22 protein-coding genes and 1 pseudogene are annotated in these 23,582 nt (G+C 35.4%); 5 read left to right on the top strand and 18 right to left on the bottom strand.

The annotated features are described in order from the left end of the window. Positions 1-23 precede the first annotated feature (23 nt). Positions 24-683: an aspartate kinase gene (locus tag BMY56_RS11175; protein ID WP_091624014.1), complete on the top strand. Its 660-nt coding sequence runs from the start codon at positions 24-26 to the stop codon at positions 681-683. Here the strand turns inward: BMY56_RS11175 and BMY56_RS11170 are convergent. From BMY56_RS11170 to BMY56_RS11115, 12 genes are all read right to left on the bottom strand, one after another. Then, positions 680-1,999 (bottom strand): thioredoxin-like domain-containing protein, encoded by a 1,320-nt coding sequence (locus BMY56_RS11170; protein ID WP_091624011.1) that lies wholly within the window; start codon positions 1,997-1,999, stop codon positions 680-682. The genes BMY56_RS11175 and BMY56_RS11170 overlap by 4 nt on opposite strands. Before the next feature lie 154 nt (positions 2,000-2,153). Then, the gene (locus BMY56_RS11165) at positions 2,154-2,483 is read right to left on the bottom strand and encodes a tellurite resistance TerB family protein (RefSeq protein ID WP_091624008.1); all 330 of its coding nucleotides are present in this window, start codon (positions 2,481-2,483) and stop codon (positions 2,154-2,156) included. 4 nt (positions 2,484-2,487) lie between these two features. Continuing rightward, positions 2,488-2,817 carry a TerB family tellurite resistance protein gene (locus BMY56_RS11160; RefSeq protein ID WP_091624005.1) on the bottom strand — a complete coding sequence of 110 codons (330 nt, stop codon included), beginning with the start codon at positions 2,815-2,817 and terminating at the stop codon, positions 2,488-2,490. A gap of 108 nt (positions 2,818-2,925) precedes the next feature. Next, entirely contained in the window at positions 2,926-4,194 is a 1,269-nt protein-coding gene (locus BMY56_RS11155; protein WP_091624003.1) for a serine hydrolase domain-containing protein, read from the bottom strand. Between the two features lie 62 nt (positions 4,195-4,256). Continuing rightward, complete coding sequence (gene yiaK / locus BMY56_RS11150) at positions 4,257-5,270, bottom strand: 3-dehydro-L-gulonate 2-dehydrogenase (RefSeq protein WP_218144563.1); 1,014 nt, start codon at positions 5,268-5,270, stop codon at positions 4,257-4,259. 192 nt (positions 5,271-5,462) lie between these two features. Beyond that, positions 5,463-5,780, bottom strand: a complete 318-nt coding sequence (locus tag BMY56_RS11145; protein WP_143057811.1) for a TerB family tellurite resistance protein — start codon at positions 5,778-5,780, stop codon at positions 5,463-5,465. A 1-nt stretch (position 5,781) separates the two neighbouring features. Next, positions 5,782-9,150, bottom strand: a complete 3,369-nt coding sequence (gene mfd, locus BMY56_RS11140) for a transcription-repair coupling factor (RefSeq protein WP_091623996.1) — start codon at positions 9,148-9,150, stop codon at positions 5,782-5,784. A gap of 141 nt (positions 9,151-9,291) precedes the next feature. Further along, entirely contained in the window at positions 9,292-10,083 is a 792-nt protein-coding gene (locus BMY56_RS11135) for a hypothetical protein (protein ID WP_091623993.1), read from the bottom strand. Positions 10,084-10,132: 49 nt separating this feature from the next. Next, the gene (gene pdeM / locus BMY56_RS11130; RefSeq protein WP_091623991.1) at positions 10,133-10,813 is read right to left on the bottom strand and encodes a ligase-associated DNA damage response endonuclease PdeM; all 681 of its coding nucleotides are present in this window, start codon (positions 10,811-10,813) and stop codon (positions 10,133-10,135) included. 14 nt (positions 10,814-10,827) lie between these two features. Then, positions 10,828-13,296 carry a ligase-associated DNA damage response DEXH box helicase gene (locus BMY56_RS11125; RefSeq protein ID WP_091623988.1) on the bottom strand — a complete coding sequence of 823 codons (2,469 nt, stop codon included), beginning with the start codon at positions 13,294-13,296 and terminating at the stop codon, positions 10,828-10,830. Beyond that, positions 13,296-14,933, bottom strand: a complete 1,638-nt coding sequence (locus tag BMY56_RS11120; protein WP_091623985.1) for an ATP-dependent DNA ligase — start codon at positions 14,931-14,933, stop codon at positions 13,296-13,298. Before BMY56_RS11120 ends, BMY56_RS11125 begins: the two co-directional genes overlap by 1 nt. Next, on the bottom strand, positions 14,930-15,955 hold the full coding sequence (locus tag BMY56_RS11115; protein ID WP_091623982.1) for a ligase-associated DNA damage response exonuclease: 1,026 nt from the start codon (positions 15,953-15,955) through the stop codon (positions 14,930-14,932). Before BMY56_RS11115 ends, BMY56_RS11120 begins: the two co-directional genes overlap by 4 nt. Before the next feature lie 102 nt (positions 15,956-16,057). Here BMY56_RS11115 and BMY56_RS11110 point away from each other — a divergent pair, with 102 nt between their 5' ends. Continuing rightward, complete coding sequence (locus BMY56_RS11110) at positions 16,058-16,480, top strand: tellurite resistance TerB family protein (protein ID WP_091623980.1); 423 nt, start codon at positions 16,058-16,060, stop codon at positions 16,478-16,480. A gap of 47 nt (positions 16,481-16,527) precedes the next feature. Here BMY56_RS11110 and fbp read toward each other — a convergent pair whose 3' ends face one another. Further along, positions 16,528-17,538: a class 1 fructose-bisphosphatase gene (gene fbp, locus BMY56_RS11105; RefSeq protein ID WP_091623977.1), complete on the bottom strand. Its 1,011-nt coding sequence runs from the start codon at positions 17,536-17,538 to the stop codon at positions 16,528-16,530. Positions 17,539-17,646: 108 nt separating this feature from the next. Between fbp and BMY56_RS11100 the strand changes: the two genes are divergently transcribed. The 3 genes from BMY56_RS11100 (at position 17,647) to BMY56_RS11090 (ending at position 21,310) form a co-directional block, all read left to right on the top strand. Further along, entirely contained in the window at positions 17,647-18,129 is a 483-nt protein-coding gene (locus BMY56_RS11100) for a GNAT family N-acetyltransferase (RefSeq protein WP_091623974.1), read from the top strand. Between the two features lie 34 nt (positions 18,130-18,163). Further along, positions 18,164-19,411 (top strand): aspartate kinase, encoded by a 1,248-nt coding sequence (locus BMY56_RS11095; protein ID WP_091623972.1) that lies wholly within the window; start codon positions 18,164-18,166, stop codon positions 19,409-19,411. An 81-nt stretch (positions 19,412-19,492) separates the two neighbouring features. Then, a complete protein-coding gene (locus BMY56_RS11090; protein ID WP_091623969.1) occupies positions 19,493-21,310 on the top strand; it encodes a GNAT family N-acyltransferase in 1,818 nt (605 codons plus the stop codon). Between the two features lies 1 nt (position 21,311). On the opposite strand, the gene BMY56_RS11085 is transcribed toward BMY56_RS11090, so the two are convergent. From BMY56_RS11085 to BMY56_RS11065, 5 genes and pseudogenes are all read right to left on the bottom strand, one after another. Further along, positions 21,312-21,812, bottom strand: a complete 501-nt coding sequence (locus BMY56_RS11085) for a GNAT family N-acetyltransferase (protein WP_091623966.1) — start codon at positions 21,810-21,812, stop codon at positions 21,312-21,314. An 11-nt stretch (positions 21,813-21,823) separates the two neighbouring features. Further along, positions 21,824-22,309, bottom strand: coding sequence for a DUF6428 family protein (locus BMY56_RS11080; RefSeq protein ID WP_091623963.1), 486 nt, complete (start codon positions 22,307-22,309; stop codon positions 21,824-21,826). Positions 22,310-22,324: 15 nt separating this feature from the next. Continuing rightward, complete coding sequence (locus BMY56_RS11075) at positions 22,325-22,648, bottom strand: ArsR/SmtB family transcription factor (protein ID WP_091623960.1); 324 nt, start codon at positions 22,646-22,648, stop codon at positions 22,325-22,327. A gap of 78 nt (positions 22,649-22,726) precedes the next feature. After that, positions 22,727-23,134 (bottom strand): YtxH domain-containing protein, encoded by a 408-nt coding sequence (locus tag BMY56_RS11070; protein ID WP_091624480.1) that lies wholly within the window; start codon positions 23,132-23,134, stop codon positions 22,727-22,729. Between the two features lie 55 nt (positions 23,135-23,189). Then, positions 23,190-23,575 (bottom strand): annotated as a pseudogene (locus tag BMY56_RS11065) (VOC family protein). Positions 23,576-23,582 lie beyond the last annotated feature (7 nt).

The following is a 23,582-nucleotide window of genomic DNA, read 5'->3' as shown; positions in this document are numbered from 1 at the left end:
TTGCACAACAACCAACTAACACAATGAAAACAATCTCATCAGTAGTAGAAGAGTACATTAAGAAAAAACCATTTCTACAAAGTGCTCTAGCACAAGGTATCATCAACCTTACGTCATTATCAAGAATAGTAAAACCAGAAATTGAACACGAATTAGGTAAAGACATTCGCAATGGCGCTATCGTAATGGCATTGAAACGATTATCTGATGATCTTGAATTTAGAGCGACCCATAAGATATTAAAGGTTCTAAAGAATATTGGAGAGATAACCGTACGTTCTTCACTTACAGATTATACTTTTTTAGCTTCGGATAAGATATTGGTACATCAAGCCAAGTTGCTTGAAGAAATCAACAATAATCAAGATGTTTTTTATACCTCTAGCCGAGGTGTGAATGAAATAAACATTGTTATTAGTAATGTGATGGACAAGACCGTTGAGCGATTGTTCAAAGATGAAAAATGTACTCAAAAAGCAGAAGAACTCTCATCAATAACGGTGAAATTACCAGCAGAAAACGTTTCTGTTCCAGGTATTTACTACTTCATATTTCAACGTTTAGCTTGGGAAGGAATTGTACTTTACGAAGTTATTTCTACTACAAATGAGTTTACCATTCTTGTGAACGATGAACAAGTTGATATAGCTTTCAAAACTATAAAAGACTTAAAGTCGCTTTAATTTTCTAGAAATTCAACAACTTCTTTATCTGATTCCGGTTTGGCGATAAAGCGTTTTTCGCTATCTAAAATAAAATAGGTAGGTGTGCTTTGGATATTAAAAGTTTTTGCATACTCACTTTCCCATCTTCCAAGAGCGATGGCATGACTAAAATTGGGTAGGGTAGCGGATACCTTTTTCCAATTTATTTTATCATCTTCTAATCCAATGGCTAGTACTTTTAAAGAATTAAAACCCTTTAATTCTTCATGTAATATTGGTAGTTCTTTAAGGCAATGTGAACAAGTACTGCTCCAAAATACCAATAAGTAGTTTTCTGCTTTTTCCATAGTAGAAAGAGCATGTTTTTTTCCATTTGATTCCCAAGTAATTTCGGGTGATTTCACACCTATTCTAAGTCTCGAAGAAGATTCAATATCGTCAACCATTTTTTGATTTCCATTGGCAATAGCTAATTTTTTTAAATGATTTGTGAACGTATAATCTTGTACAGAACCCAAAGTATTTGCTTCGGCTATTTCCCAGATTTGATGCAAGGCCTTTGTTTGAAAGTTTATAGGAGTACTTTTAATAATGTTAGCAACAGCTTTTACGTTTTTAATTACTTCTATTTCTAGTGCATCTTGGGTTGCAATATCTGTTGGTATGGCAGAGAAAATATAACTGGCCATCTTATCAGTGAGAAAATTAGAGCCTTGTAGAATTGGGTCGTTTAAATTTACATTATCAAAATGATGTTCCTTCTTATGTTTTAGAAATGTTTCTAAATCTTCATAATCTTCGGGAAGATAAGACCTATTCGCCTTTATGAATTTATGGGCTATAGTATTGGTGTGATTTTCCTCGTAGGACTTTTGAATGGTTTTTAACTCTTTAATAATATCAGAATACTCCTTCTTCGATTCATTTCCTTTTTCATAATAATCCATTAGCCTGTCTTGGGCCATTTTGATTTTAGAAAAATATTCATTGAACCACTTATTCTCTATTGAATTAGTAATTGTTAATCCGTCTTTAATGTTATAATTGAATTTTACCTCCTCCTTTTTATCATAGATAACATCAACATAAAATTCATTTTGTGGCACGGCATACACCAATCTATACATGCCGGGTTGCGCATTAATAGGTATTTCTAAGGTAAAGGAACCGTCTTTTACTGCTGTGTCTGCAGTATATCGTTCACCACCTGGGGTCAATTGATAAGCTATTAACCATTTGAAATCTTTAGCAGGAGAGAAATTACCAGCGATAGAACCTTGAGCGTTTAACCCAATTGAAATAAATAAAATGCAGTAAATAATAAAAACTTTCATAGAAAAGGGGAAACAATTATCGGACCAGAATTTCTTAAAAACAATTATATTTTAATGTTTTTTGATGTGCTAAAGGCCTTGTTCAATAATTTTTAGTTGATAATGAGCTGTAAGGGTTAATTGGCTAAGTTAATCTAATGGTACTTAAATTCTTTTATGATAACTCTATGCCAATTTCCATATGGCCAAGAGCTTCTGTTATTTTGATGATTTCTTTTTCATGAATAAAGCCATCAGATATGGCAACTTCATCTAAAAGTTGAGCTAGAATTTTCTTCTTGCTCAAAGACATTAGACTTAAAGTTTTAAAAGCTTTGTCTTTATTTAAATTTCTCGCCTGCCCAATAAAAAAGCTATCAAAACTAAACCGTTCCATTAATTGAGTAAGTAAATTCATTTCGGCAGGATCTACTTTACTGTCAGCTAATATTACATAATCTACCATTTTAACTACAGCTAATTTTTCCTCTCTTGTAAATTCCATACTGCTATTCCGTTTCTTCACCTAAACCAATGTTAATAAATGTATCTATGATTAAGGCCATTTCTTTTTTGTGAACCGACCCGTCAGATATGGCTACCTCGTCTAAAATTTTCACCAAAGCTTTCTTTTGCTCATGAGTTATGTTATAAAGGGTAACAAGCGCATTATCGTAATCTAGCTTTTTAGTTCGTTCTAAAAACGCATCATCAAAACCTAGGGTTTTTTTAAGCTCATTTAGTATTTCTAATTCTGCGGGGTGAACTTTACCGTCTGCTTGTATAACCTCGTAAATCATCTTTACAAAGGCTGCTTTTACAAACTCTTCAAACTTCATGTGTTTTTTTTAGAGTAGAAAGATAAGCAAAACCCCAGAAATTTTAAATGTACTTTATTATCGAGTTTTATAAGATTATTAAAACTTATCAAGGGATAGAGCTTTATGTTATTTTCCAAACGAATATGGACCATATACAGCATCTCTAAACTGTTTATGAAGACCTATTTGGTCATAAGGAAAAAGTTGTACAAAAAGAACGGCGGTTAAGTTGTTAACTGGATCCACCCAAAATAAAGTAGATGCAGCCCCATCCCAGTAAAATTCTCCTACTACGCCATTGTTTTCTTCAGGTGTTTTTGGTGGTGCTACCCTTACAGCAAAGTCGATACCGAAACCAACTTGACCTTTAGTAGGTAACCAAGAACGTTCAGTAACACTATCTGCCAATTGATTTGTTGCCATAAGTTGAATAGTTTCTGGTTTTAAAATTTTAACGGAATCTAAACTACCTTCATGAACTAGCATTTGGGAGAAACGCATATAGTTGTCTAAAGTTGAGGTAAGACCAGAACCACCTCGGGTAAGTGGCCAATGTTCAGTATAATTACTGTAGGTTATAGAATCTTGAACTAATTCACCTTCACCTTTTCTTATATATAGTTTTGCAAAACGGTCTCTGTCTTCACTGGGGATAAAATATCTGGTTTCGCTCATTTCAAGTGGGTCTAAAATATTTTTCCTGACATATTCCCCATAAGGTATGCCTGCTATTCGTTCTACCAATAATGCTTGTACATCAACACATGGGCCATATTCCCATTGTGTACCTGGCTGAAACCATAATGGCACTTTTCCCATTTTCTCACCCATTTGGGTTAGGGTATTTTCACGATTCATGGCATCGGCTTTTATCATAAGCTCACTCAGTCCAGGAATGTCTGCTCTGTTCGGAAAACCTGCGGTATGCCTAGTAATATCTCTTATACTCACTTCTCTTTTAAGTGGTTCGGTCATCACATTTCCATTTGAATCTACACCTGTGTAAACAGTCATATTTGAAAATTCTGGAAGGTATTTTGAGATGGGATCATCTAGTTTAAACTTACCTTGTTCGTAAAGGGTCATTAATGCTGTACCCGTAATAGGTTTGGTCATAGAATAAATTTGAACAATCGTATTCCGGTCCATTGGTTTTTTTGCATTTAGGTCTGCATAGCCAAAGGCATTGTAATATACTTCTTGACCTTCTTCAAAAATAAGTGCTGAAGCGCCCGCAATATTTTGAGTATCTACAAAATTTTGAAGTACTGAATCTATTCTTGCCTTAGCCGAAGGAGTTATGATTACTGGCTCTGCAACCACCGTTTCTTTTGGAGATTCTTTACAGGCAGATATAAATAAGAACAGTATAAAAAGGATGGGTAGTTTTTTCATATTAGATTGTTGACTGAGTGTTTTCTAAAAGTACTAAAAATTATATGGTGATTGCAATTTGATTACTTTGCTAATGAGAGAACTTGCTCCCAAATTTTAGCACTAATTTGCATACCTTCTTTATTGTTTTTTGCTCTAGTGGCTAAGGTACGTTCACCAGGATAAAATGTGGCACCTCCATTTTTCATAGGATGAACATCATGAGTATATTGTATAATTTCATTCACTAGTTTTTCCTGTAATTCGCTATCTGAGAAAACTCTTGGGTCTACACATAAAAACACTTGTGAAATAGCAGTTTCAGAACTTTTTTGACCAATTTTATAGGTAGAATTTCCTGCGGATAACAAGGTGGCCAACATATCTAAAACCATAGACAGTGCAGAACCTTTCCAATACCCAATAGGTAATGCACGCCCAGAAGCTATAATGTCTTTAGGGTTTTTGCTTAGTTGATTTTTAGTGTCCCAGCCACCATGAAATGGTAATTGTTCCTCTTTTAAATCCAGGTTTTCCATTTTGCCAAATGAAAATTGCGAGAGTGCCATGTCTAAGACTACGTGACCTTCTTTTCTAGGAATCGAAATGACCAAAGGATTATTTCCTATTCTATTTTCTTTACCTCCCCAAGCTGGCATATTGGGTGTGGTATTGGTAAACATAATTGAAATACAGCCCTGTTCAGATGCTCGCCATCCATAAGTTCCGCCACGCATCCAATGGTTGGTATTGCGTAGTGCTACCATACCCATGCCATGTTCTTTTGCTAATAAAATCGCTCTGTCAGTACAGGTGATGGCATTTAATATACCTGAGCCAAGGTTACCTTCCCATCTTTCAATACTTCCCATTGATGCTATTAGTGTTGGGATGGAATCTACTTTTACCAGACCTTTATTAACGTAATCTAAAAATATAGGCACTCTGTTAATACCATGAGAATTAATACCGTCTAATGTACTTTCGGTATGTATATTCGCCAATATTTTGGCCTGTTCTTTTGAGAAAGAATATTTCTGGAATGCAGATTCTAAAACCCGTCTCATTTCATGAGATGAAATTTTTACTTCCCTCAACGTACGTATTATTTAAAATTAGTTTCTTTCGTCAAGATACGATAGTTGAGAACTTTTTTTGAAATTATGAATTATTATAATTGGAGGGATTCTATTTCTTATTCAGATTGAAATTAATATTATATTCGAAATAGGGAAAATTTATATATGAGTATAGATTTTTAAAAGACAATTCCCCTAATTCGTTAGTCTCTAGACATTACCGATAGATTTATGAATATGATTTATAACATCGTTTTCCTTTTCATGAAAGAAACCATCCGATAGAGCTACATCTTCTAATATTTTCACAAGTCTATCTTTCTTTTCTTGTGGCATTCCATTAAGAATCACGATGCTTTGCTCGGTATCAATCGTTCGGGCTTGAATTAAAAAATTACTGTCAAAATCAATGATTTCCATCAATTTGCTCAATGCATCGATTTCGCCCTTATGAACTTCACCATCTGCCACGATTACAGAATCTATTACATTAACCATTGCCAATTTTTCAGATATATCAAATTTCATTTTAAACAATTTGTTTTTCTTTTATTTCGAATGGCTTCAAAGCCAAGTATGCTCTATCTACGGATCGTATGTTTTCAAAAACTAATAATAAACGTAATCCGTTTCGGGTCTGTTTCTCTTTTATTTTACACTGCTGTGCGTGCGATTGAACATATTGTAAAACTCTTGTAAAGTTAGGTGTCTGATAAAATGCTGACTGTTGGTCACTAATGAAATAACCAATCATTTTGCCTTGTTTCATGACTATTTTCTCCAAGCCAATGCTATTTGCGATCCACTTAATACGAACAGAATTTAATAAGTCTGCTGCTTGATCTGGTAATTCACCAAAACGATCTACTAATTGTGCTTCGAATTTTTGAAGAGCAATTTCATTCTTAACTTGATTTAAATCAGTGTATAAGGTAAGTCTTTCAGTTATATTGTTAATATAATCGTCTGGGAAGAGTAATTCAAAATCTGAATCGATTTGCGTTTCCTTAACAAAAATTTTCTCATGTGGACCTTCAACCTCGTCATACAAGTCTTTAAACTCATTTTCTTTTAGCTCGTCAATAGCTTCTGCTAATATTTTTTGATAGGTTTCAAAACCTATTTCGTTAATAAAACCACTTTGTTCACCTCCTAATAAATCTCCTGCACCCCTTATTTCCAAATCTTTCATAGCAATATTGAAACCACTTCCTAATTCGGTAAATTGCTCTAGAGCTTCAATTCGTTTACGGGCATCGTTTGTCATTACTTCGTAAGGCGGAGTTATGAAATAACAAAATGCTTTTTTATTGCCACGGCCAACACGACCTCTCATTTGATGTAGATCGCTTAAACCAAAATTATTGGCATTGTTGATGAATATGGTATTGGCATTGGTAACGTCTAAACCACTTTCTACAATGGTCGTAGAAACTAGAACATCGAATTCGCTATTCATAAAACCTAGCATAAGGGCTTCTAATTTCTTTCCTTCCATTTGCCCGTGACCAACAGCTACTTTTGCATCGGGTACCAAACGCTGGATCATACCAGCTACTTCCTTGATATTTTCAATGCGATTATGGATAAAGAAAATTTGCCCGCCTCTTTCAATTTCATAACTAATTGCATCTCGAATTATTTCTTCATTGAACCGCACAACTTGACTTTCAATAGGATATCTATTCGGTGGAGCTGTTGTGATCGTAGAAAGGTCGCGAGCAGCCATAAGACTAAATTGAAGGGTACGCGGTATAGGTGTAGCGGTCAACGTGAGCACATCAACATTCTCTTTAATAGATTTTAATTTATCCTTCACGGCAACACCAAACTTTTGTTCTTCATCTACAATTAAAAGACCAAGGTCTTTGAACTGTACATTCTTGTTCACCAACTGATGTGTACCAATAATGATATCGACCTTGCCTGCAGCTAGTCGTTCTATAGTATCTTTTTTCTCTTTAGCCGTCCGAAATCTGTTCAAGTAATCTACCGTTACCGGCATGTCTTTTAAACGTTCCGTAAAAGTACGGTGGTGTTGAAATGCCAAAATTGTGGTCGGTACTAAAATGGCTACTTGTTTACCATTATCAACTGCTTTAAACGCGGCTCGAATGGCAACTTCGGTTTTTCCAAACCCTACATCTCCACATATTAAGCGATCCATAGGTCGCTCACTTTCCATATCTCTTTTTACATCTTCGGTAGCCGTACTTTGGTCTGGAGTATCTTCGTAAATAAAAGACGCTTCTAGTTCATTCTGTAAATAACTATCCGGATTGTATTGAAATCCTTTTTCCAGTCTTCGTTTTGCATAAACCTTTATAAGATTAAAGGCAATTTTCTTGACTCGGCTCTTGGTTTTATCCTTTATTTTTTTCCAGGCACCAGAACCTAATTTGTAGATTTTTGGAGGTGTTCCGTCCTTACCGTTAAACTTTGAAATTTTGTGCAATGAGTGTATACTTACGTATAAAATATCGCGCTCGCCATACATCAATTTTATGGCTTCTTGTTTTTTACCTTCAACATCTATTTTTTGAAGTCCACCGAACTTACCAATACCATGGTCAATGTGAGTTACATAATCACCTATTTCAAGTTTGTTCAGTTCCTTTAATGTAATCGCTTGCTTTTTTGCATAGCCGTTTTTTACATGAAACTTATGATAACGTTCAAAAATTTGATGGTCGGTATAACAAACTAATTTTTGGTCGTCATCGACAAAACCTTGAAACAATGGAAAAACAATTATTTGATAGTGAACGTGCTCGTTTACCTCTTCAAAAATATCATGAAAACGTTTTGCCTGTTGTTCGCTAGCACAGAAAATATAATTCGTATACCCTTGCTCACGGTACCCATTAAGATTTTCGATAAGCAAGTCGAATTTCTTATTGAATGAAGGCTGAGGTTTGGTATGAAATTCTATAAGAGATTCTGAGTTACGTTTAGCATCTTGGGTTAAAAGAGCGAAATCTGAAAGATGCTTCCTAAACTCTGTACCACCCATAAACAATTCTTCTGGCTCGGCATGTTTAATATCTTTCGAGAGTTTGGTGAAAGCTTCTTTTGCCTTTTCAAAGAAATCATCTAAACGGTCATATAGCAAGTCTGTGTTTTTTGCAAAAACCAATGTTTTTGATGCGACATAGGTTAAAAAACTCTGTCTTTTCTCCGTTAAAAATTTATTGGCCATATTTGGCACAATAGTTATTGACTTTACTTTTTCTTTAGAAAGTTGTGTTTCTACGTCAAAGGTTCTAATACTATCTATTTCATCGCCAAAAAACTCAATACGATATGGTTCATCGTGAGAAAACGAATACACGTCAACAATACCGCCCCGTACCGAAAATTCGCCGGGTTCGGTTACAAAATCGACCCGCTTAAATTTATATTCGAATAAGATTTCATTTAAAAAATCTAAGGAGAGCGTATCTCCTAATTTCATTTTTAAGGTGTTCTTATCAAGTTCTTTACGCGTTACCACTTTTTCAAAAAGCGCATCGGGATACGTAACAATTACCGCCGGTTTTTTTCTAGAATTTATTCTATTTAATACCTCGGCACGTAAAAGAACATTGGCATTATCGGTTTCTTCAATTTGATAGGGTCTCCTATAACTACCTGGGTAAAAAAGAACATTATCTTCGCCAATAAGGCGCTCTAAATCATTTAAGTAATAGGCGGCTTCTTCCTTGTCATTGAATATGGCTAGAAAAGGACGCTCTGAATCTTTAAAAACATTTGCTAAAACAAAGGAGAGAGATGAACCTACAAGCCCTTTTAATTGAATGTTTTTTGATCCCGAATTTTCAGAATCGGCAATAGATTTCTGCAGTTTCCCTATTTGGGGAGACTGACCGTACTGTTGTTGGATAGAAGAATGACTCAACAATTTAAAATTTGTGCAAATATAAGAATACCTAAGAAACGATCAGAGTGCAATTTTTAGATTACCAGTTTGAAGTTGGGACATATTATTTTAAATAATAGGGAAACGATAATAAATTCAAATCATTGTTTGGATAAGCCCTTATAAACGTTCTTGCAATTTTTTAAAAGGATTAGTATTTCTGTTTTTAAAGCCGTGTATGCTTATTGTTATGAGAAGAATAATACACCCAATTAAAGCAGTGTACGCAATAGAATTATAGGAGCCTTCATGTCTACTATATATGGCGAACAAAGCCCATATGCCAACTAATGCAAATTCACGCATATTCCTTTTCCAAATCATCAATAAATTGAGAATTATTGCCACTACTATCATACTAATTGTCCAAGCTTGTTCAGAAAGTATACCACCATTCCAATTAAGTTTACTTAAGTATGCTGAAATATTTGCAATGGTAGCGACAGAAATCCATCCGCTATAGATACAAATGGGCCACCAAACGAATGCTATCGTAGAAATGGGAGCGTCCCAACGTTCCATATTAGTGTTTAGAATAATCTTAATAAGTGAAATTAGAATACCGAACATGATAAGTACCGAAAGCCCAGTATAGTTATAAACAAAGGCAAATACCCAACAACAATTTAAAATATTGGCCAAAACGAACCAGTAGCCTGTCTGTTCTATGAATATGCTTTCTTTTTCACTAAAAAAGGCTCTGCGAACTTGAAATATACCATAAGCCAATAATGCTAAAAATATGATTCCCCAAATGGCAAAGGCATAGCTAGCGGGCGTAAACAGGTTTACATACCTTGAGCTAATTTCACCAATAGTGGTGCCATTAAACTCCATTATCTGAGAAATATAATTTACGGCAATGACAAAAATAACCGACATTAGGTTTAGAATGGATAGCTTTTTCTTCATAATGCTTAAAGCTAGTATGATAAATTAAAGAAAAGAACTTTTTGTAAAATTAAATGGGCTTTTTTCGAAAAGAGCGTTTCTTTTTCACCTCTTTTATCGGTACGGGTAGCACTGCATCACCTAAAAGAGCAAATACTTCACACCCATCACAAGGTTCTAGAGTATAATTACCAGTAAATTCTCCAAACGCGGGAAGAATCATTTGAGATTCCGTTTTATAAAAACAGGGTAATCTTACCGATTGTCGTCCTAACCCGCTTAATCTTATTGCGGGATGAATATGACCAGAAAAATTAAAAAATCCGTCACGTTCTTCTGGGTGATGGGTCAATAAAAAGGAATCTAAAACTAACTCAGAAATCACCTTTATGTGGATAGTCTCATATTTCAATGGAGAAATAATATCATGGTTACCGCTTACCAAAACAATTTCTGCATTGGTTGATTGTACCCAGTCTTCAAACAAGGTCCATTCTATATTTAGGGCAGAATGGAATAGGTCCCCTAAAAAAAGAACAGTTTTTGGTTTAAAATGTTCAACCACCAAAGTAAGTGAATCAAAATTCTGTTGTACCGCTAGTTGTGGTACGGCAGCACCATATTTTCTAAAATGGGAAACTTTGCCCAAATGAACATCACTGATTAGCAGCATTGATTGCTCTTTCCAAAACAATGCGCCAGAGAAGTGCATTTCAAAATATTGTTCTTGAAGGGAAATCAAATGGGTCATGAATGCAAAATTACCTATTTCTTCATCAATAGTGCTGCCATCTTTTTAATACGGTCAGCCAATTTTTCACTGGATAATTTTTCGCGACTCATTCGGTCCGTTATCAGTGGAAAGGAAAATGGGGTTGGTTTTGCGCATTCTTTCCAAACGATATCTTGGGAGGCAATACGTTCTAATGAAAGTCGTAAACGACCTTCTTCCAATTGATGTTCAAAAGTTTCGGTAAAGGCTTGTTGAAACAATAAATTATCTGGTTCATAATCTCTAAATACATCGAACAGTAATTGAGAGCTGCTTTGTAAATGCTTCATTTTAATGCCTTTCTTTGGGTAGCCGGTAAACACCATTCCGCTGATAATGGCAACATCCCTAAACCTACGGCGTGCCATTTCTGTGGCATTGAGACTTTTCTGTAAATCATCCAACATAAAATCTACCGTAAACAGATCATTATCCAGAACTTGCTGAATATCTATCTGTTGGTCCGATAAGAGTTCGAATCCGTAATCATTGAAGGCCAATGAAAAGGTTATTGGGGAAAGCAAGCTAATGCGATAGCCTAATAAACTGCCCATAGCCTCATGTACAAAACGACCTTCAAAAGGATAAAAAAGGTGATGGTAACCATCACGGGTCTTAAAAGTTTCAATTAAAAATTCTGATGGCTTCGGTACTATACTATCTCTTCGTTGGCGCTTAAAAAGTGGCGCCAATGCACGTATTTCTATGGATTGGTTTTTTAGAGGTTCACTAGAGCTATACAACTCATTTCTTAGTAATTCGGACATTTGTGCTGATAGGGTTAAGCGACTCCCCATCCAACTAGAGATTTTATTGGTTTTTTTATTGGAGTTCCTTACTTGTACGGTCATTTCCTTAATTCGGATAAACTCTAGATTTCTTCCTGCAAAAGTAAACACATCTCCTTTGTTTAGTTTTGATATGAAGAATTCTTCAATAGAACCGATATATCCTCCTTTTTGATATTTCACGGCCAAATTAACATCGCCTACAATGGTACCGATCTGGAAACGATGTCTCATGGCAACACCACGATTATTCACTTTGAATTTACCATCTTCTTCAATGTCTACTTTTTTGTACTCATCATAGCTTTGAAGACTTTGGCTCCCCATCACCAAAAAGTTCAAAAGCCATTGCCATTTTTCTTCAGTAAGGGTTTGGTAGCAAAAGGTCTGCTTAACCTCATTATAGAGTTCCTTTGGGTAGAATCCGTCTGAAATTGCCAAAGTGGTCAAATATTGTAAAAGCACATCATAACTGTTGAGGTAGGGCATGCGATCTTCAACCGTATTCTGTTTTACCGCTTTTTGTAATGCAGATGCTTCTATAAGTTCTATGGCGTGTGTAGGTAAAAAATAGATAACACTTTCTTTACCCGGACTGTGACCACTACGACCTGCACGTTGTAAAAAACGGGCAACCCCTTTAGGCCCACCAATTTGAATAACGGTTTCCACCGGTGCAAAATCTACCCCCAAATCTAAACTTGAGGTGCACACTACTGCTTTTAAACTTTCATTTCTAATAGCATTTTCTACCCAAACCCTGGTTTCTTTATTTATGCTACCATGGTGCATTGCTATTTCACCGGCATATTCAGGGTGTTTCTCCAATATTTTCTGAAACCAAATTTCACATTGGCTACGCGTATTAGTGAACAGTAAAGTGGTTTTACTAGAATTGATTATGGGGATAACATCTTCTAGCAAATGAAGCCCCAAATGACCGCGCCATGGAAAGGTTTCCATTTTTTTTGGGATGATACTTTTTACGGTAATCTTTTTGTTGAGATTGGCTTTTATAAGAACAGAGTTGTCCAAAGCATGTGATTCAATTCCTAATAAAACATCTCGTGCTTGTTCTAAATTACCTATGGTTGCAGATATCCCCCATATTCTTAAATGTGGAGAAACATTTTTTAATCGGGATAGAGCAAGCTCCATTTGTACACCTCGTTTCGTCCCTAAAATTTCATGCCACTCATCAACAACAATAGCGGTGCAATCTTTAAAAATTTTATCATAACCTGTAGTTGCCAGTAATAGCTGCAAACTTTCTGGTGTGGTTATCAACAAATCGGGCATTTGCTTTTTTTGTTGTGCCCGCTCTTTGGTAGAAGTATCTCCTGATCGAATACCAACGGTCATTTGTGTGCTTAGATCCAGCGTAATACGTTCTGCCGACTGTTTTATTTCTTGTGATAGTGCACGTAGCGGAGTAATCCAAATAGCTTTTAAACCCTTTTTGTGTTTGGTTTTGTAATCCGGATTGTTTTTAATATAGTTTAGAACAATGGGAAACCAGAGCGCGTAGGTTTTTCCACTGCCTGTTGGGGCATTTAAAAGTCCATTTTTACCCTGTAGAAAAGCTTTCCAAGTGTCTTTTTGGAATTTAAAAGGTTTCCAATTTTGTTCTTGGAACCAATTTTTAGCGATATCGTAGAGTTCCTCTCTGTTCATTAGGGGATTAATAATTTTAAATCCTCAAGAGTATTCGCTTCATGAATATTCTTATCCTTTCTCCATCGTAACATTCTTGGGAAACGGGTAGCGACACCACTTTTATGTCGTTTTGATAAAGCGATACCTTCAAAAGCAATTTCAAAAACATGGTAAGGAGTAACGCTACGTACGGGACCAAATCGTTCTAAGGTGTTTTTTTTAATCCAGGCATCCAGCTTTCCAAATTCCGTATCCGTTAATCCAGAATAAGCTTTGGCAAAAGTCATCAATTCTTTTTCACCTTCTTCGTTTTCACTCCAAAGTGCAAAAGTGTAATCGGTAAAAAGATTACTTCTTCTTCCGTGACCTCTCATGGCGTAGGTGAGGACGGCATCTATGGTTAATGGGTCTACTTTCCATTTCCACCAGTCGCCTTTTTTTCGTCCTACCAAGTACGGCGAATCCTTTCTTTTCAACATAAGTCCTTCACTATGCATTTCACGAGAACGGTCTCTTTCTTTCGCTAATTCATCCCAAGAACTAAAATGCTTTGTTACAGATAAGTGAAGTGGAATACTACTTTGGCTACCCCCTGTAACCTTGTTTTGATTATTTTCATTGGTTACCATTTTAAATAATTTCTCCAAAATTTCTCTACGTTCAATAAAAGGGAGTTGTCTAATATCTTTTCCTTCCCATTCTAAAACATCATAGGCTTTTAAAATAACGGGTACTTTTTTTAATAATGCCGCGGATATAGTTTTTCTGCCAATACGGGTTTGTAGGTCGTTAAAAGTGCCAATGTTTCCTTTAGGGAAAGGAAGTATTTCACCATCTATGACCGTACCGTTTGGTATAACTCCTATAAATTTTTCAAATTCGGGAAATTTGTCGGTCACCAATTCTTCGCCGCGGCTCCAAACAAATAATTCATCATTTCTTAAGATTACTTGCGAACGTATACCATCCCATTTATGCTCTGCGGACCATTCTTGAATGTCACCCAAATCTGAAGCCTCCCCTTCTATAGCATACGCCAAGTAAAAAGGATAGGGTTTGGAGAGATAGTCACTTTCATTTTTTTCAAGTACTAATTGTTGAAAGGTGATTATATTTGGATCCCAATTACCCATTAATTTGTAGGCCAAAATATCTTCATCTATTTCAGTAGCTTTTGCCAAAGCTCTTGTCATTAGTTTTTGACTGACACCAATTCTGAATCCTCCAGTGATTAATTTTGTAAAAACAAAGCGTTCGTAATAATTGAGAACTTTCCAGTTTTCATAGAGATAGGCTTTTTTATCATCATCGGTCTTCTTTTTTAAGGCAATCATTTCCTCTAAAAATACAGTCAGACTTTTATCTGAAGATTGATTAGCTGCAGGTATGACCAAGGCAATGGTTTCTGCCAAATCACCTACAATGTGATAGCTCTCTTCAAATAACCATAAAGGAATTTGTGCTAATTCTGATGCCCAAGTTCTAAGAAGGGTTGTATTAACCGGTCGTGGTGGTCTGCGATGCGAGAGTATGGCAATTGTCCAAACTTTATCCGCATCGTTAGCTTTAAGAAAGTAATCGGTCAATGCTTGCACCTTAACCGTAGTTTTGTTGGTGCTGTCTAATGTTTTTATGAGGAGTGCAAAATTTTTCATGCTGTAGCGGTAGCTTTTGAAGCTAAGGCGGCTTCTGTTTCTTCCTCCCCATATTGTGTTGCCTCGGTTCGGGCATCATAACCTTGCTCACGTAGATATTTTGAAAATATATCCGTATAACCATGTGTGCAAATTATCTTCTCAGCTCCAGTAGCTTCAATACTCTCTAAAAGTCCGGGCCAATCGCAATGATCGCTAAGTACAAAGCCTTTATCTATGGCCCTACGTCTACGGGCACCTCTAAAAGTCATCCATCCACTAGCTGAAGCGGTTACGTATGGTACCATTTTTCTAATCCAAGTACTACCATGGGCACTTGGTGGTGCCAATACTATATTTCCTAACAGTTGTTCTTTTTTTGTTTCTTTGGTGATGAGTGTTGTTTTCGGGAAATCTACAAATGGTCTCAATACTTCGGTCATATTTTCTATAGCGCCATGGGTATATATATCTCCAATGTCTGTATTCAGGTGTTTCAATAATCGCTGTGCTTTGCCTAAACTATAGCCAAAGAGTATGGATGTTTTGCCCTCGGCTCTATTTTCTGCCCACCAATTATTTATATTCTCGAAAACTTCAACTTGTGGCGTCCATTTAAAAGCTGGTAATCCGAAAGTACATTCGGTGATAAACGTATCGCATTTAATGGGTTCATAGGGAGTTGAAATTCCGTCAATTTCCGTTTTGTAATCACCGGTAAATACCCATACTTCCCCTTTGTGTTCAACACGTATTTGAGAAGATCCAATAATATGACCTGCAGGATGTAGACTAAATTTTACATTGTTGATGGTAAAGGTTTCGCCCCAATCTTTTCCTACTACATTAATTTCCCCTAATCGATGTGAAATAATGGGAACATTTCTTTGGTGTGTAATGTATTGTTTATGTCCATAACGACTATGGTCGGCATGGCCGTGAGAAATAATGGCTTTGTTAACAGGTTTCCAAGGATCAAGGTAAACTTGGGCCTTTTCACAGTATATACCATTACTAGTAAATTGTAAAAGAGGTGATTTCATAGCCTACGAAAGTTACAATTTTTTGAAAACAACAAAGTTGTGCCAGATATAAACTTTAACCTCTAAAAAAATTATATTTGCTCAATAATTAAAAAATAAGATATGTCTTTTGCAGATTTATATACAAGTGGTGAGCACAGGAGAAATTTAGCCCATTTTGCCGCATTGGCAACCTTGGCGTCTATTGACGGTGAAATAAGCACAGAAGAAAAAAAATTATTGGATCGTTTTGCGATTAAATTGGATATTACCAAGGCCGAGTATGAGGAGGTCTTAAAAAAGGAAAATAAATATTCCATTGATTCAACACCTGATTCTGAGAAAAGATTGGAGCGTTTATATGATCTTTTTACAATCATTTATTCGGATCACGAGATTGATGATGAAGAGCGTATTTTGATTAAAAAATATGCCCTAGGACTTGGCTTTACAGAAGAAAAAGCTGATGAAGTTATTGAACGTTCTGTTGCTATTTTTGGTGGTAAAATAGATTTCGAAGATTATCTATACCTTGTTAAACACTAACGTGCCAAAAGAAAGAAAATAAAAAGGGAGCATTTTGCTCCCTTTTTTTATTGATACTTATTTAAAAATTCCTGAAGTTTTTCTACCATATTACGACTTCCACAGAAGAAAGGAACGCGTTGGTGCAATTCAGTGGGTTCAATATCCATAATACGATTTACTCCACCAATTGCAAGTCCATTGGCCTGTTCTGCGATAAAGGCCATAGGGTTACATTCATATAGAAGCCTAAGCTTGCCACTTTGGGTTACACTACTTTTTGGGTACATGTAAATACCACCTTTTATCATGTTTCTATGAAAATCTGAAACTAACGAACCAATGTACCTAGACGTATAAGGTCTATCTCCTTCTTCCATCTGACAGTATTTTATGTAATCTTTTACACCTTGATGAAAATGAACATAATTACCTTCATTTACAGAATAGATAGTACCATTTTCTGGAAATTTCATGTTGGGGTGCGATAGATAAAAAGTACCCAAGGCAGGGTTTAAAGTAAAACCATTTACGCCGTCACCAGTTGTATAGACCAACATGGTTGAAGTGCCGTATACTATATACCCTGCAGCGACTTGTTTATTGCCTGGTTGTAAAAAGTCTTCTATGGTAACAGGCGTTCCAACAGGCGTAACCCTTCTATAAATTGAGAAAATTGTTCCAACAGATACATTTACATCAATATTCGATGATCCATCTAAAGGGTCGATAAGCACAACATATTTGTTCTGATGATTATCATCATTACTGTTGATGCTTATAAAACTATCTTCTTCTTCCGAGGCAATGCCGCATACAATTTCGCGATTTTTTAAGGTTTGAATAAATTTTTCATTCGCAAATAAATCTAATTTTTGCTGATCCTCCCCTTGAATATTTGTCTCACCGACCCCACCTAAAATGTCAATTAAACCAGCTTTACTAACCTCATGATTAACAACTTTCGCTGCTAATCTAATGGCATTAATGAGTTTTGATAATTCTCCTGAAGAATATTGAAAAGAATCTTGATTTTCAATAATAAATTCTCCAAGGGTTTGATTTTTTTTAGGTAACATGTTTTAGTTTATAGTTATATACAAATATCCGATATTTTGTTAAACGTTCAAGTTTGGTATTAATTTCATTTTTTAAATTTATAACTTTGTGTTTTATTTGTAACAATTATGGAATACACAATCAGAACCGCCCAAAAAGGAGATATGAAGCAAGTACTTCAATTGATTCATGAATTAGCCACTTTTGAAAAGGAAGAAAATGCGGTAGAAATTAGTGAGCAAAATCTTGTGGAAGATGGTTTTGGTAAGCAGAAGCTGTTTCATTGCTTTGTCGCTGAAAAGGAAGAAAAAATTGTCGGTATGGCATTGGTCTATCCAAGATATTCTACATGGAAAGGACCAGTTATTCATTTAGAGGATTTAATCGTAACCAAAGAAATGCGTGGTACCGGTTTAGGTACTGCACTTTTAGACGAGGTTGTAAAATATGGAAACGACTTAGGTGTTAAGAGAATTAGCTGGGAGGTAATAGACTGGAACGAACCTGCAATAGGATTTTATGAAAGTAAAGGAGCGAACGTAATGCGGGATTGGGATGTTGTACAGTTAGATGAAGCAGGTATAAAAAATTATTTAAACGCAATAGCGTAAACAAAGAGAGATTGATTTAAGATAAAAGAAGGCTATGAGGGTTTTTAAATTTGGTGGTGCATCGGTTAAAGATGCAGATGCAGTAAGAAATGTTGTTAAGGTTTTAAAAGAAGTAGGGTATGAAAATACGTTGCTAGTTGTTTCTGCCATGGGTAAAACCACAAATGCCATGGAAGATATAATAAACGCATATTTTAATGATAAAAAAGACATACCATCGAAGGTTGCAGAAATGGTAGATTACCACCTTGGTATTGTCTCTGAATTATTTCCTAATGCTCAACACTCCATTTACAAGGAAATTAAAGTTCTAGTTGATGAAATAAATGGTTTTCTCGTGTGGAACAAATCACCTAATTACAACTTTGTATATGATCAAGTTGTAGGGTATGGTGAATTGATTTCAACCACAATAATTAGCGCATATTTCAAAGAAATCGGTATCTCAAATAATTGGTTAGATGTGAGAAACTTTATAAAAACAGATAGTAGTTATAGAGATACTACTGTTAATTGGGAGCGTACACAAGAGAATGTAACCAAAATAGACAAGAAAGTTTTAAATATTACTCAAGGTTTTTTGGGTAGCGATGATAATAATTTCACTACTACTTTAGGTAGAGAAGGTTCAGATTATACGGCAGCAATTTTGGCTTTTTGTTTAAATGCAGACTCTGTAACTATTTGGAAGGATGTACCTGGTGTTTTAAATGCCGACCCACGGTATTTTAAAGAAACGCAATTATTGAACAATATCTCATACAGAGAAGCAATAGAATTAGCTTTTTACGGGGCGTCGGTTATTCACCCAAAAACATTGCAGCCATTGCAAAGAAAAGAAATACCATTACACGTTAAATCGTTTATAAACCCTACGAATAAAGGAACAACTGTTGGTAAAGGTATTGGTATCGAGCCAAAGGTTCCGTGTTTCATTGTTAAAAAGAATCAAGTTTTAATAAAATTATCTTCGCTCGATTTTTCATTTATAGTAGAGGATAGTATCAGCGAACTTTTCAAGTTATTTCATCAGCATAAGATTAAGGTAGATCTTATTCAGAACTCTGCTATTAGTTTTTCGGTTTGTATAGATAATAAGTTTGGAGGTTTAGATGCGATGCTTCAGCAATTGAAAAGTAAATTTAAGGTTGCCTATCATGAGAATGTATCCTTATATACTATTCGTCATTTTGATACGCTATCATTAGAATCATTACAGAATGGTAATGAGTTGCTTTTAGAACAGCGAGGTACAGAAACCGTACAGCTGGTTGTGAAGTAATTCCCTTTTAATTTCACCTTGTTTAAAAGCGAAGCTACTACTGCTATTTTCCTATATTTACAGTCTAATTGAGGATGATATATGGGTTTAGTTACCTCCAAAGAAGTTGCCAAGGCTATTAATCTTGCTAAATATGGAGTATTCGGTACTTTTATTGGTTGGGTTTTATTAAAAGTCACTCGATTATCGGGTATCAATAGGTATTATGATTCCATTGCCCATTTGGAAGGTGAAGCTTATGCCGATGCTATTTTAGAGCATTTTGAAATCGACTACGAAATTCCTGAGGAAGACTATAAAAGATTGCCAAAAGAAGGACCGTATATTACCATTAGCAATCATCCTTTAGGTGCTATTGATGGTATTTTGCTTTTTAAGTTAATGGTGAAACAACGGCCTGACTATAAGATAATGGCTAATTTTCTATTACAGAGGATGGTGCCATTAGCGCCTTTTATTTTACCGGTAAATCCTTTTACCGACCATAAAGACGCAAGAAGTAGTATCGCAGGGTTTAAGAATACACTACAACATTTAAAAGATGGTCATGTATTAGGCGTTTTTCCTGCTGGTGAGGTATCTACTATTAAAGAAGGTAAAATGATGGTAGATAAGCCTTGGGAAGAGGCTGCCATAAAATTGATTAGAAAGGCTGATGTGCCAGTAGTACCTATATATTTTCATGCAAAGAATAGTGGACTGTTTTATCGTATTGCCAAATTGGGCGATTCATTACGAACCGCAATGATTCCTTCTCAAGTTTTTACTCAAAGAAATAGGCCTATTAAAGTTAGAATAGGACAGCCAATTTCTGTCGTTACCCAAAAGGAGCAAGAAAGTTTGGAAGAATATACAGATTTGCTACGTCGCAAGACCTATATCTTATCGAACGCATATGAAAAAGAACGTTTAATAGACCAAATACCAACTTCTCTTAAACTTCCTAAGCAACCTAAGAAAATAGCTACAGCTGTTCGGAAAGAGGTAATGGAGGGTGAGATTGAGAAGCTTAGGGAAAAAGATTGTCGTTTATTGCAAAGCAAGAACTACGAAGTGTTTTTAGCCAAGGAAAAGGATATGCCTTTTATCTTAAAGGAAATAGGAAGACAGCGAGAAGTTACTTTTAGAGCTATTGGTGAAGGTACCAATAAGGCGATAGATTTAGATAGTTTCGATTCGTATTACCACCATTTATTTCTTTGGGATGATGAGGCGAAATGTATTGTCGGCGCATACAGAATGGGAATGGGTTCTGAAATTTTTCCACAATATGGTATTGACGGATTCTACGTTCAAGATCTGTTTAGAGTTGAACCAGAATTATATGATATGATGCAGCACTCTATAGAAATGGGTAGAGCGTATATCACAAAAGAATATCAACAAAAACCAATGCCCTTATTTTTACTTTGGAAGGGTATTGTACATACTACCTTAAGATTCCCTGAGCATAAATACCTAATTGGTGGAGTAAGTATTAGTAATCAGTTTTCAAATTTTTCGAAATCATTGATGATCGAGTTTATGAAATCTAATTACTGGGATCCATATGTGGCGCAGTATATAAGGCCAAAAAAAGAATTTAAGGTAAAACTTAATGATGCCGATAAAGAGTTTGTATTTGATGAAACTCAGGCAGATTTAAATAAGTTCGATCGATTGATTGATGAGGTAGAGCCAGGTAATTTGAGGTTGCCTGTATTAATTAAAAAATACATTAAACAAAACGCAAGGGTAGTTGCTTTTAATGTAGATCCTCTATTTAACAATTCTGTTGATGGTTTAATGTATATTAAGATTGCAGATTTACCTGAAAGTACCGTTAAACCGGTAATGGAAGAATTTCAGGCTGAATTGGAACGTAGACTTCAAGAAGCTCAAAATCATGAGAAGGAGTAATTTAATCAACACCGACCACGCGACTTCTTCGTTCAAAAAGTACATTATCGATCCATTGTCCATTTAATTTTCCAACACGTTCTCGTGTACCTATTAGTCTAAAGCCTACTGCTTCATGTAGCTTAATACTACCGTGGTTGGTTGGGAAAATTCCGGATTGTAATGTCCAAATGCCTTCTTGTTCACTGGCATCTATTAAATGTTTCAATAATAATTTGCCAATACCATTACCTCTACTAGCTTTTGAAATGTAGACGCTGACTTCTGCGACCCCACCATAGACGCATCTGCTAGAAACAGGTGATAGTGCCACCCATCCCGCGATAGTATTAGAGCTTTCTGCTACAAACCTACAAGCGGTCATATGTGCGTTGTCCCAAGCTTCAAAGGAGGGAACATTAGTTTCAAAAGTTGCAAAACCTGTAGTGATACCTTCTTTGTAAATAGCAGCAACAGAGTCCCAATCTGTTGCTGACATTTTTCTAATAGTTACCTTCTTCATAGGTTCGATAATTAACAGCAACCTTGGCCTGGTAGGCATGAAGATTCCATAGCCTCTGTAGTTTCAGGTATACCACAAGTTTCTTTTGCTTTGCAATCTGTTTTTTCAATCCCTAAATGTAGTAGTAGACTATTACCCTTATTTTGATAGGATAAAACAAACAACTGAGCAGTATGAAATAAGGCATTGCTATATTCGAATTTAACTTCAACATCTTTTTCCATAGGTTTTATTTTATCTACCTTATTTAAAATGGCCAATGCTTTATAGGCAGACATATAATCTCTTTTTCCAATCTCTTGTGGACTTTCCCATAGTTGAATAATCGTTTCTTTCCAGAAATCGGTGCCTGCACCACAATCAACAGAATCAATAGTAATGTTTTTTACTTCTGTGATATGGTAATTTGCACCAACCAATAAACCAGGTGCATATTCAAATACTAAACTTTTATCTGAGTTTTCCTTTAATAAGGCTAGAAATTCATTTGTTTTCATGTTTTGAAATTTTAATTAACAACAATTGCTTTTAGTAGTATTGAAGAAGGAATTAAAAAGGGCCTGTATTTCTGTCCATTTCGGTAGATTAATACAATAACAAACCTTCTTACCTTCAATTTCTCCCTTTATAAGATTAATGCTTTTTAGTTCTTTTAAATGCTGTGATATGGTTGGCTGTGCTAGTCCAATTTCATCAACGATATCATTACAAATACAAGAATCTTGATGACTTATATATTGTAAGATGGCAATACGAGCAGGATTAGATAATACCTTAAAAATGACTGCTAATTCGTTTTGCTCTATATTAAATATTTGTGTTTTAGTAACGCCCATATCATATTTATATATTGCAATATTACGATAATAAATTAAATAATAAAAGTCGGATAGAATTTTACCCGACTTATTTTTTTAAAGACTTTTAAACCAATCTTGAAAATACTCCCCAACTACGGGAGTTGGAACTTTTTTTTCATTAGCGGCATTAATTACACTCATCACTATGAGTACTACACATATTAAAAATGCAAAACATCCTACAATAGGTATCCAACTAAGTACGAGGGCAAGAAGCCAAATACCCAAAGTTTGCCTTATATAATAGCTACCTAGCTCAGTTTTGTTGCTACCGTTCATAATTATAGCCACTATCCACCCAATTAAAGTAATATGAGCAATAATTGCCACAGTTTTACCGCTATCAGGGTTGTTGGTGTCAAAGGTTTTTTTTACATCATCTGAAAATTCCTTTGCAGATTCTTTAGCTTTATCAAAAGCATCTTCAGCCTTATCTCCTAAATCTTTATTCTCGTCTGACATTTTAGTTGTTATTTGGTGGTTATTAGTAATGTTAAATGTAGCAAATATTTGAACATCATAAAAATGCTTTATCAATAGGTTCCCAAAGTTCTATTTTATTACCATCAGGATCTAGAATCCAACCAAATTTCCCATAGTCAAATTCCTGAATTTCAACAACTACCGTACACCTTCTTCTTTTAAAACCTGTATTAATTCCACTAAATTTTCGACCCTAAAATTCATCATAAAACTCGATGTGCTAGGCTCAAAATAGGTGGTGTCATCCTTCATAGGACTCCATTGTGTAGAGCAGTCATTTCCCTCTTTATTTTTCCACCAAAATGTACTCCCATATTGGTCGGTATTTAGGCCTAAATGCTTATTGTACCAGTCTTTTACCTTGCTGGGATCCTTTGTTTTAAAAAAGAAACCTCCTAATCCGGTAATTCTTTTTTTCATGATTACT

This window comes from Maribacter orientalis (genome assembly GCF_900109345.1).
GTDB lineage: Bacteria > Bacteroidota > Bacteroidia > Flavobacteriales > Flavobacteriaceae > Maribacter > Maribacter orientalis.
This window is presented reverse-complemented; position numbering and strand designations above follow the sequence as displayed.

Bases quoted from the DNA above. Each gene is read 5' to 3' on its own strand.
- BMY56_RS11170 (WP_091624011.1), bottom strand. From the start codon at position 1,999: ATGAAAGTTTTTATTATTTACTGCATTTTATTTATTTCAATTGGGTTA.
- BMY56_RS11090 (WP_091623969.1), top strand. From the start codon at position 19,493: ATGGGTTTAGTTACCTCCAAAGAAGTTGCCAAGGCTATTAATCTTGCT.
- BMY56_RS11080 (WP_091623963.1), bottom strand. From the start codon at position 22,309: ATGAAAACAAATGAATTTCTAGCCTTATTAAAGGAAAACTCAGATAAA.
- BMY56_RS11070 (WP_091624480.1), bottom strand. From the start codon at position 23,134: ATGTCAGACGAGAATAAAGATTTAGGAGATAAGGCTGAAGATGCTTTT.
- BMY56_RS11085 (WP_091623966.1), bottom strand. From the start codon at position 21,812: ATGAAGAAGGTAACTATTAGAAAAATGTCAGCAACAGATTGGGACTCT.
- BMY56_RS11155 (WP_091624003.1), bottom strand. From the start codon at position 4,194: ATGAAAAAACTACCCATCCTTTTTATACTGTTCTTATTTATATCTGCC.
- BMY56_RS11165 (WP_091624008.1), bottom strand. From the start codon at position 2,483: ATGGAATTTACAAGAGAGGAAAAATTAGCTGTAGTTAAAATGGTAGAT.
- BMY56_RS11115 (WP_091623982.1), bottom strand. From the start codon at position 15,955: ATGAAATCACCTCTTTTACAATTTACTAGTAATGGTATATACTGTGAA.
- BMY56_RS11145 (WP_143057811.1), bottom strand. From the start codon at position 5,780: ATGAAATTTGATATATCTGAAAAATTGGCAATGGTTAATGTAATAGAT.
- BMY56_RS11160 (WP_091624005.1), bottom strand. From the start codon at position 2,817: ATGAAGTTTGAAGAGTTTGTAAAAGCAGCCTTTGTAAAGATGATTTAC.
- pdeM (WP_091623991.1), bottom strand. From the start codon at position 10,813: ATGACCCATTTGATTTCCCTTCAAGAACAATATTTTGAAATGCACTTC.
- BMY56_RS11095 (WP_091623972.1), top strand. From the start codon at position 18,164: ATGAGGGTTTTTAAATTTGGTGGTGCATCGGTTAAAGATGCAGATGCA.
- BMY56_RS11075 (WP_091623960.1), bottom strand. From the start codon at position 22,648: ATGGGCGTTACTAAAACACAAATATTTAATATAGAGCAAAACGAATTA.
- BMY56_RS11125 (WP_091623988.1), bottom strand. From the start codon at position 13,296: ATGAACAGAGAGGAACTCTACGATATCGCTAAAAATTGGTTCCAAGAA.
- BMY56_RS11120 (WP_091623985.1), bottom strand. From the start codon at position 14,933: ATGAAAAATTTTGCACTCCTCATAAAAACATTAGACAGCACCAACAAA.
- BMY56_RS11175 (WP_091624014.1), top strand. From the start codon at position 24: ATGAAAACAATCTCATCAGTAGTAGAAGAGTACATTAAGAAAAAACCA.
- BMY56_RS11100 (WP_091623974.1), top strand. From the start codon at position 17,647: ATGGAATACACAATCAGAACCGCCCAAAAAGGAGATATGAAGCAAGTA.
- fbp (WP_091623977.1), bottom strand. From the start codon at position 17,538: ATGTTACCTAAAAAAAATCAAACCCTTGGAGAATTTATTATTGAAAAT.
- BMY56_RS11135 (WP_091623993.1), bottom strand. From the start codon at position 10,083: ATGAAGAAAAAGCTATCCATTCTAAACCTAATGTCGGTTATTTTTGTC.
- BMY56_RS11110 (WP_091623980.1), top strand. From the start codon at position 16,058: ATGTCTTTTGCAGATTTATATACAAGTGGTGAGCACAGGAGAAATTTA.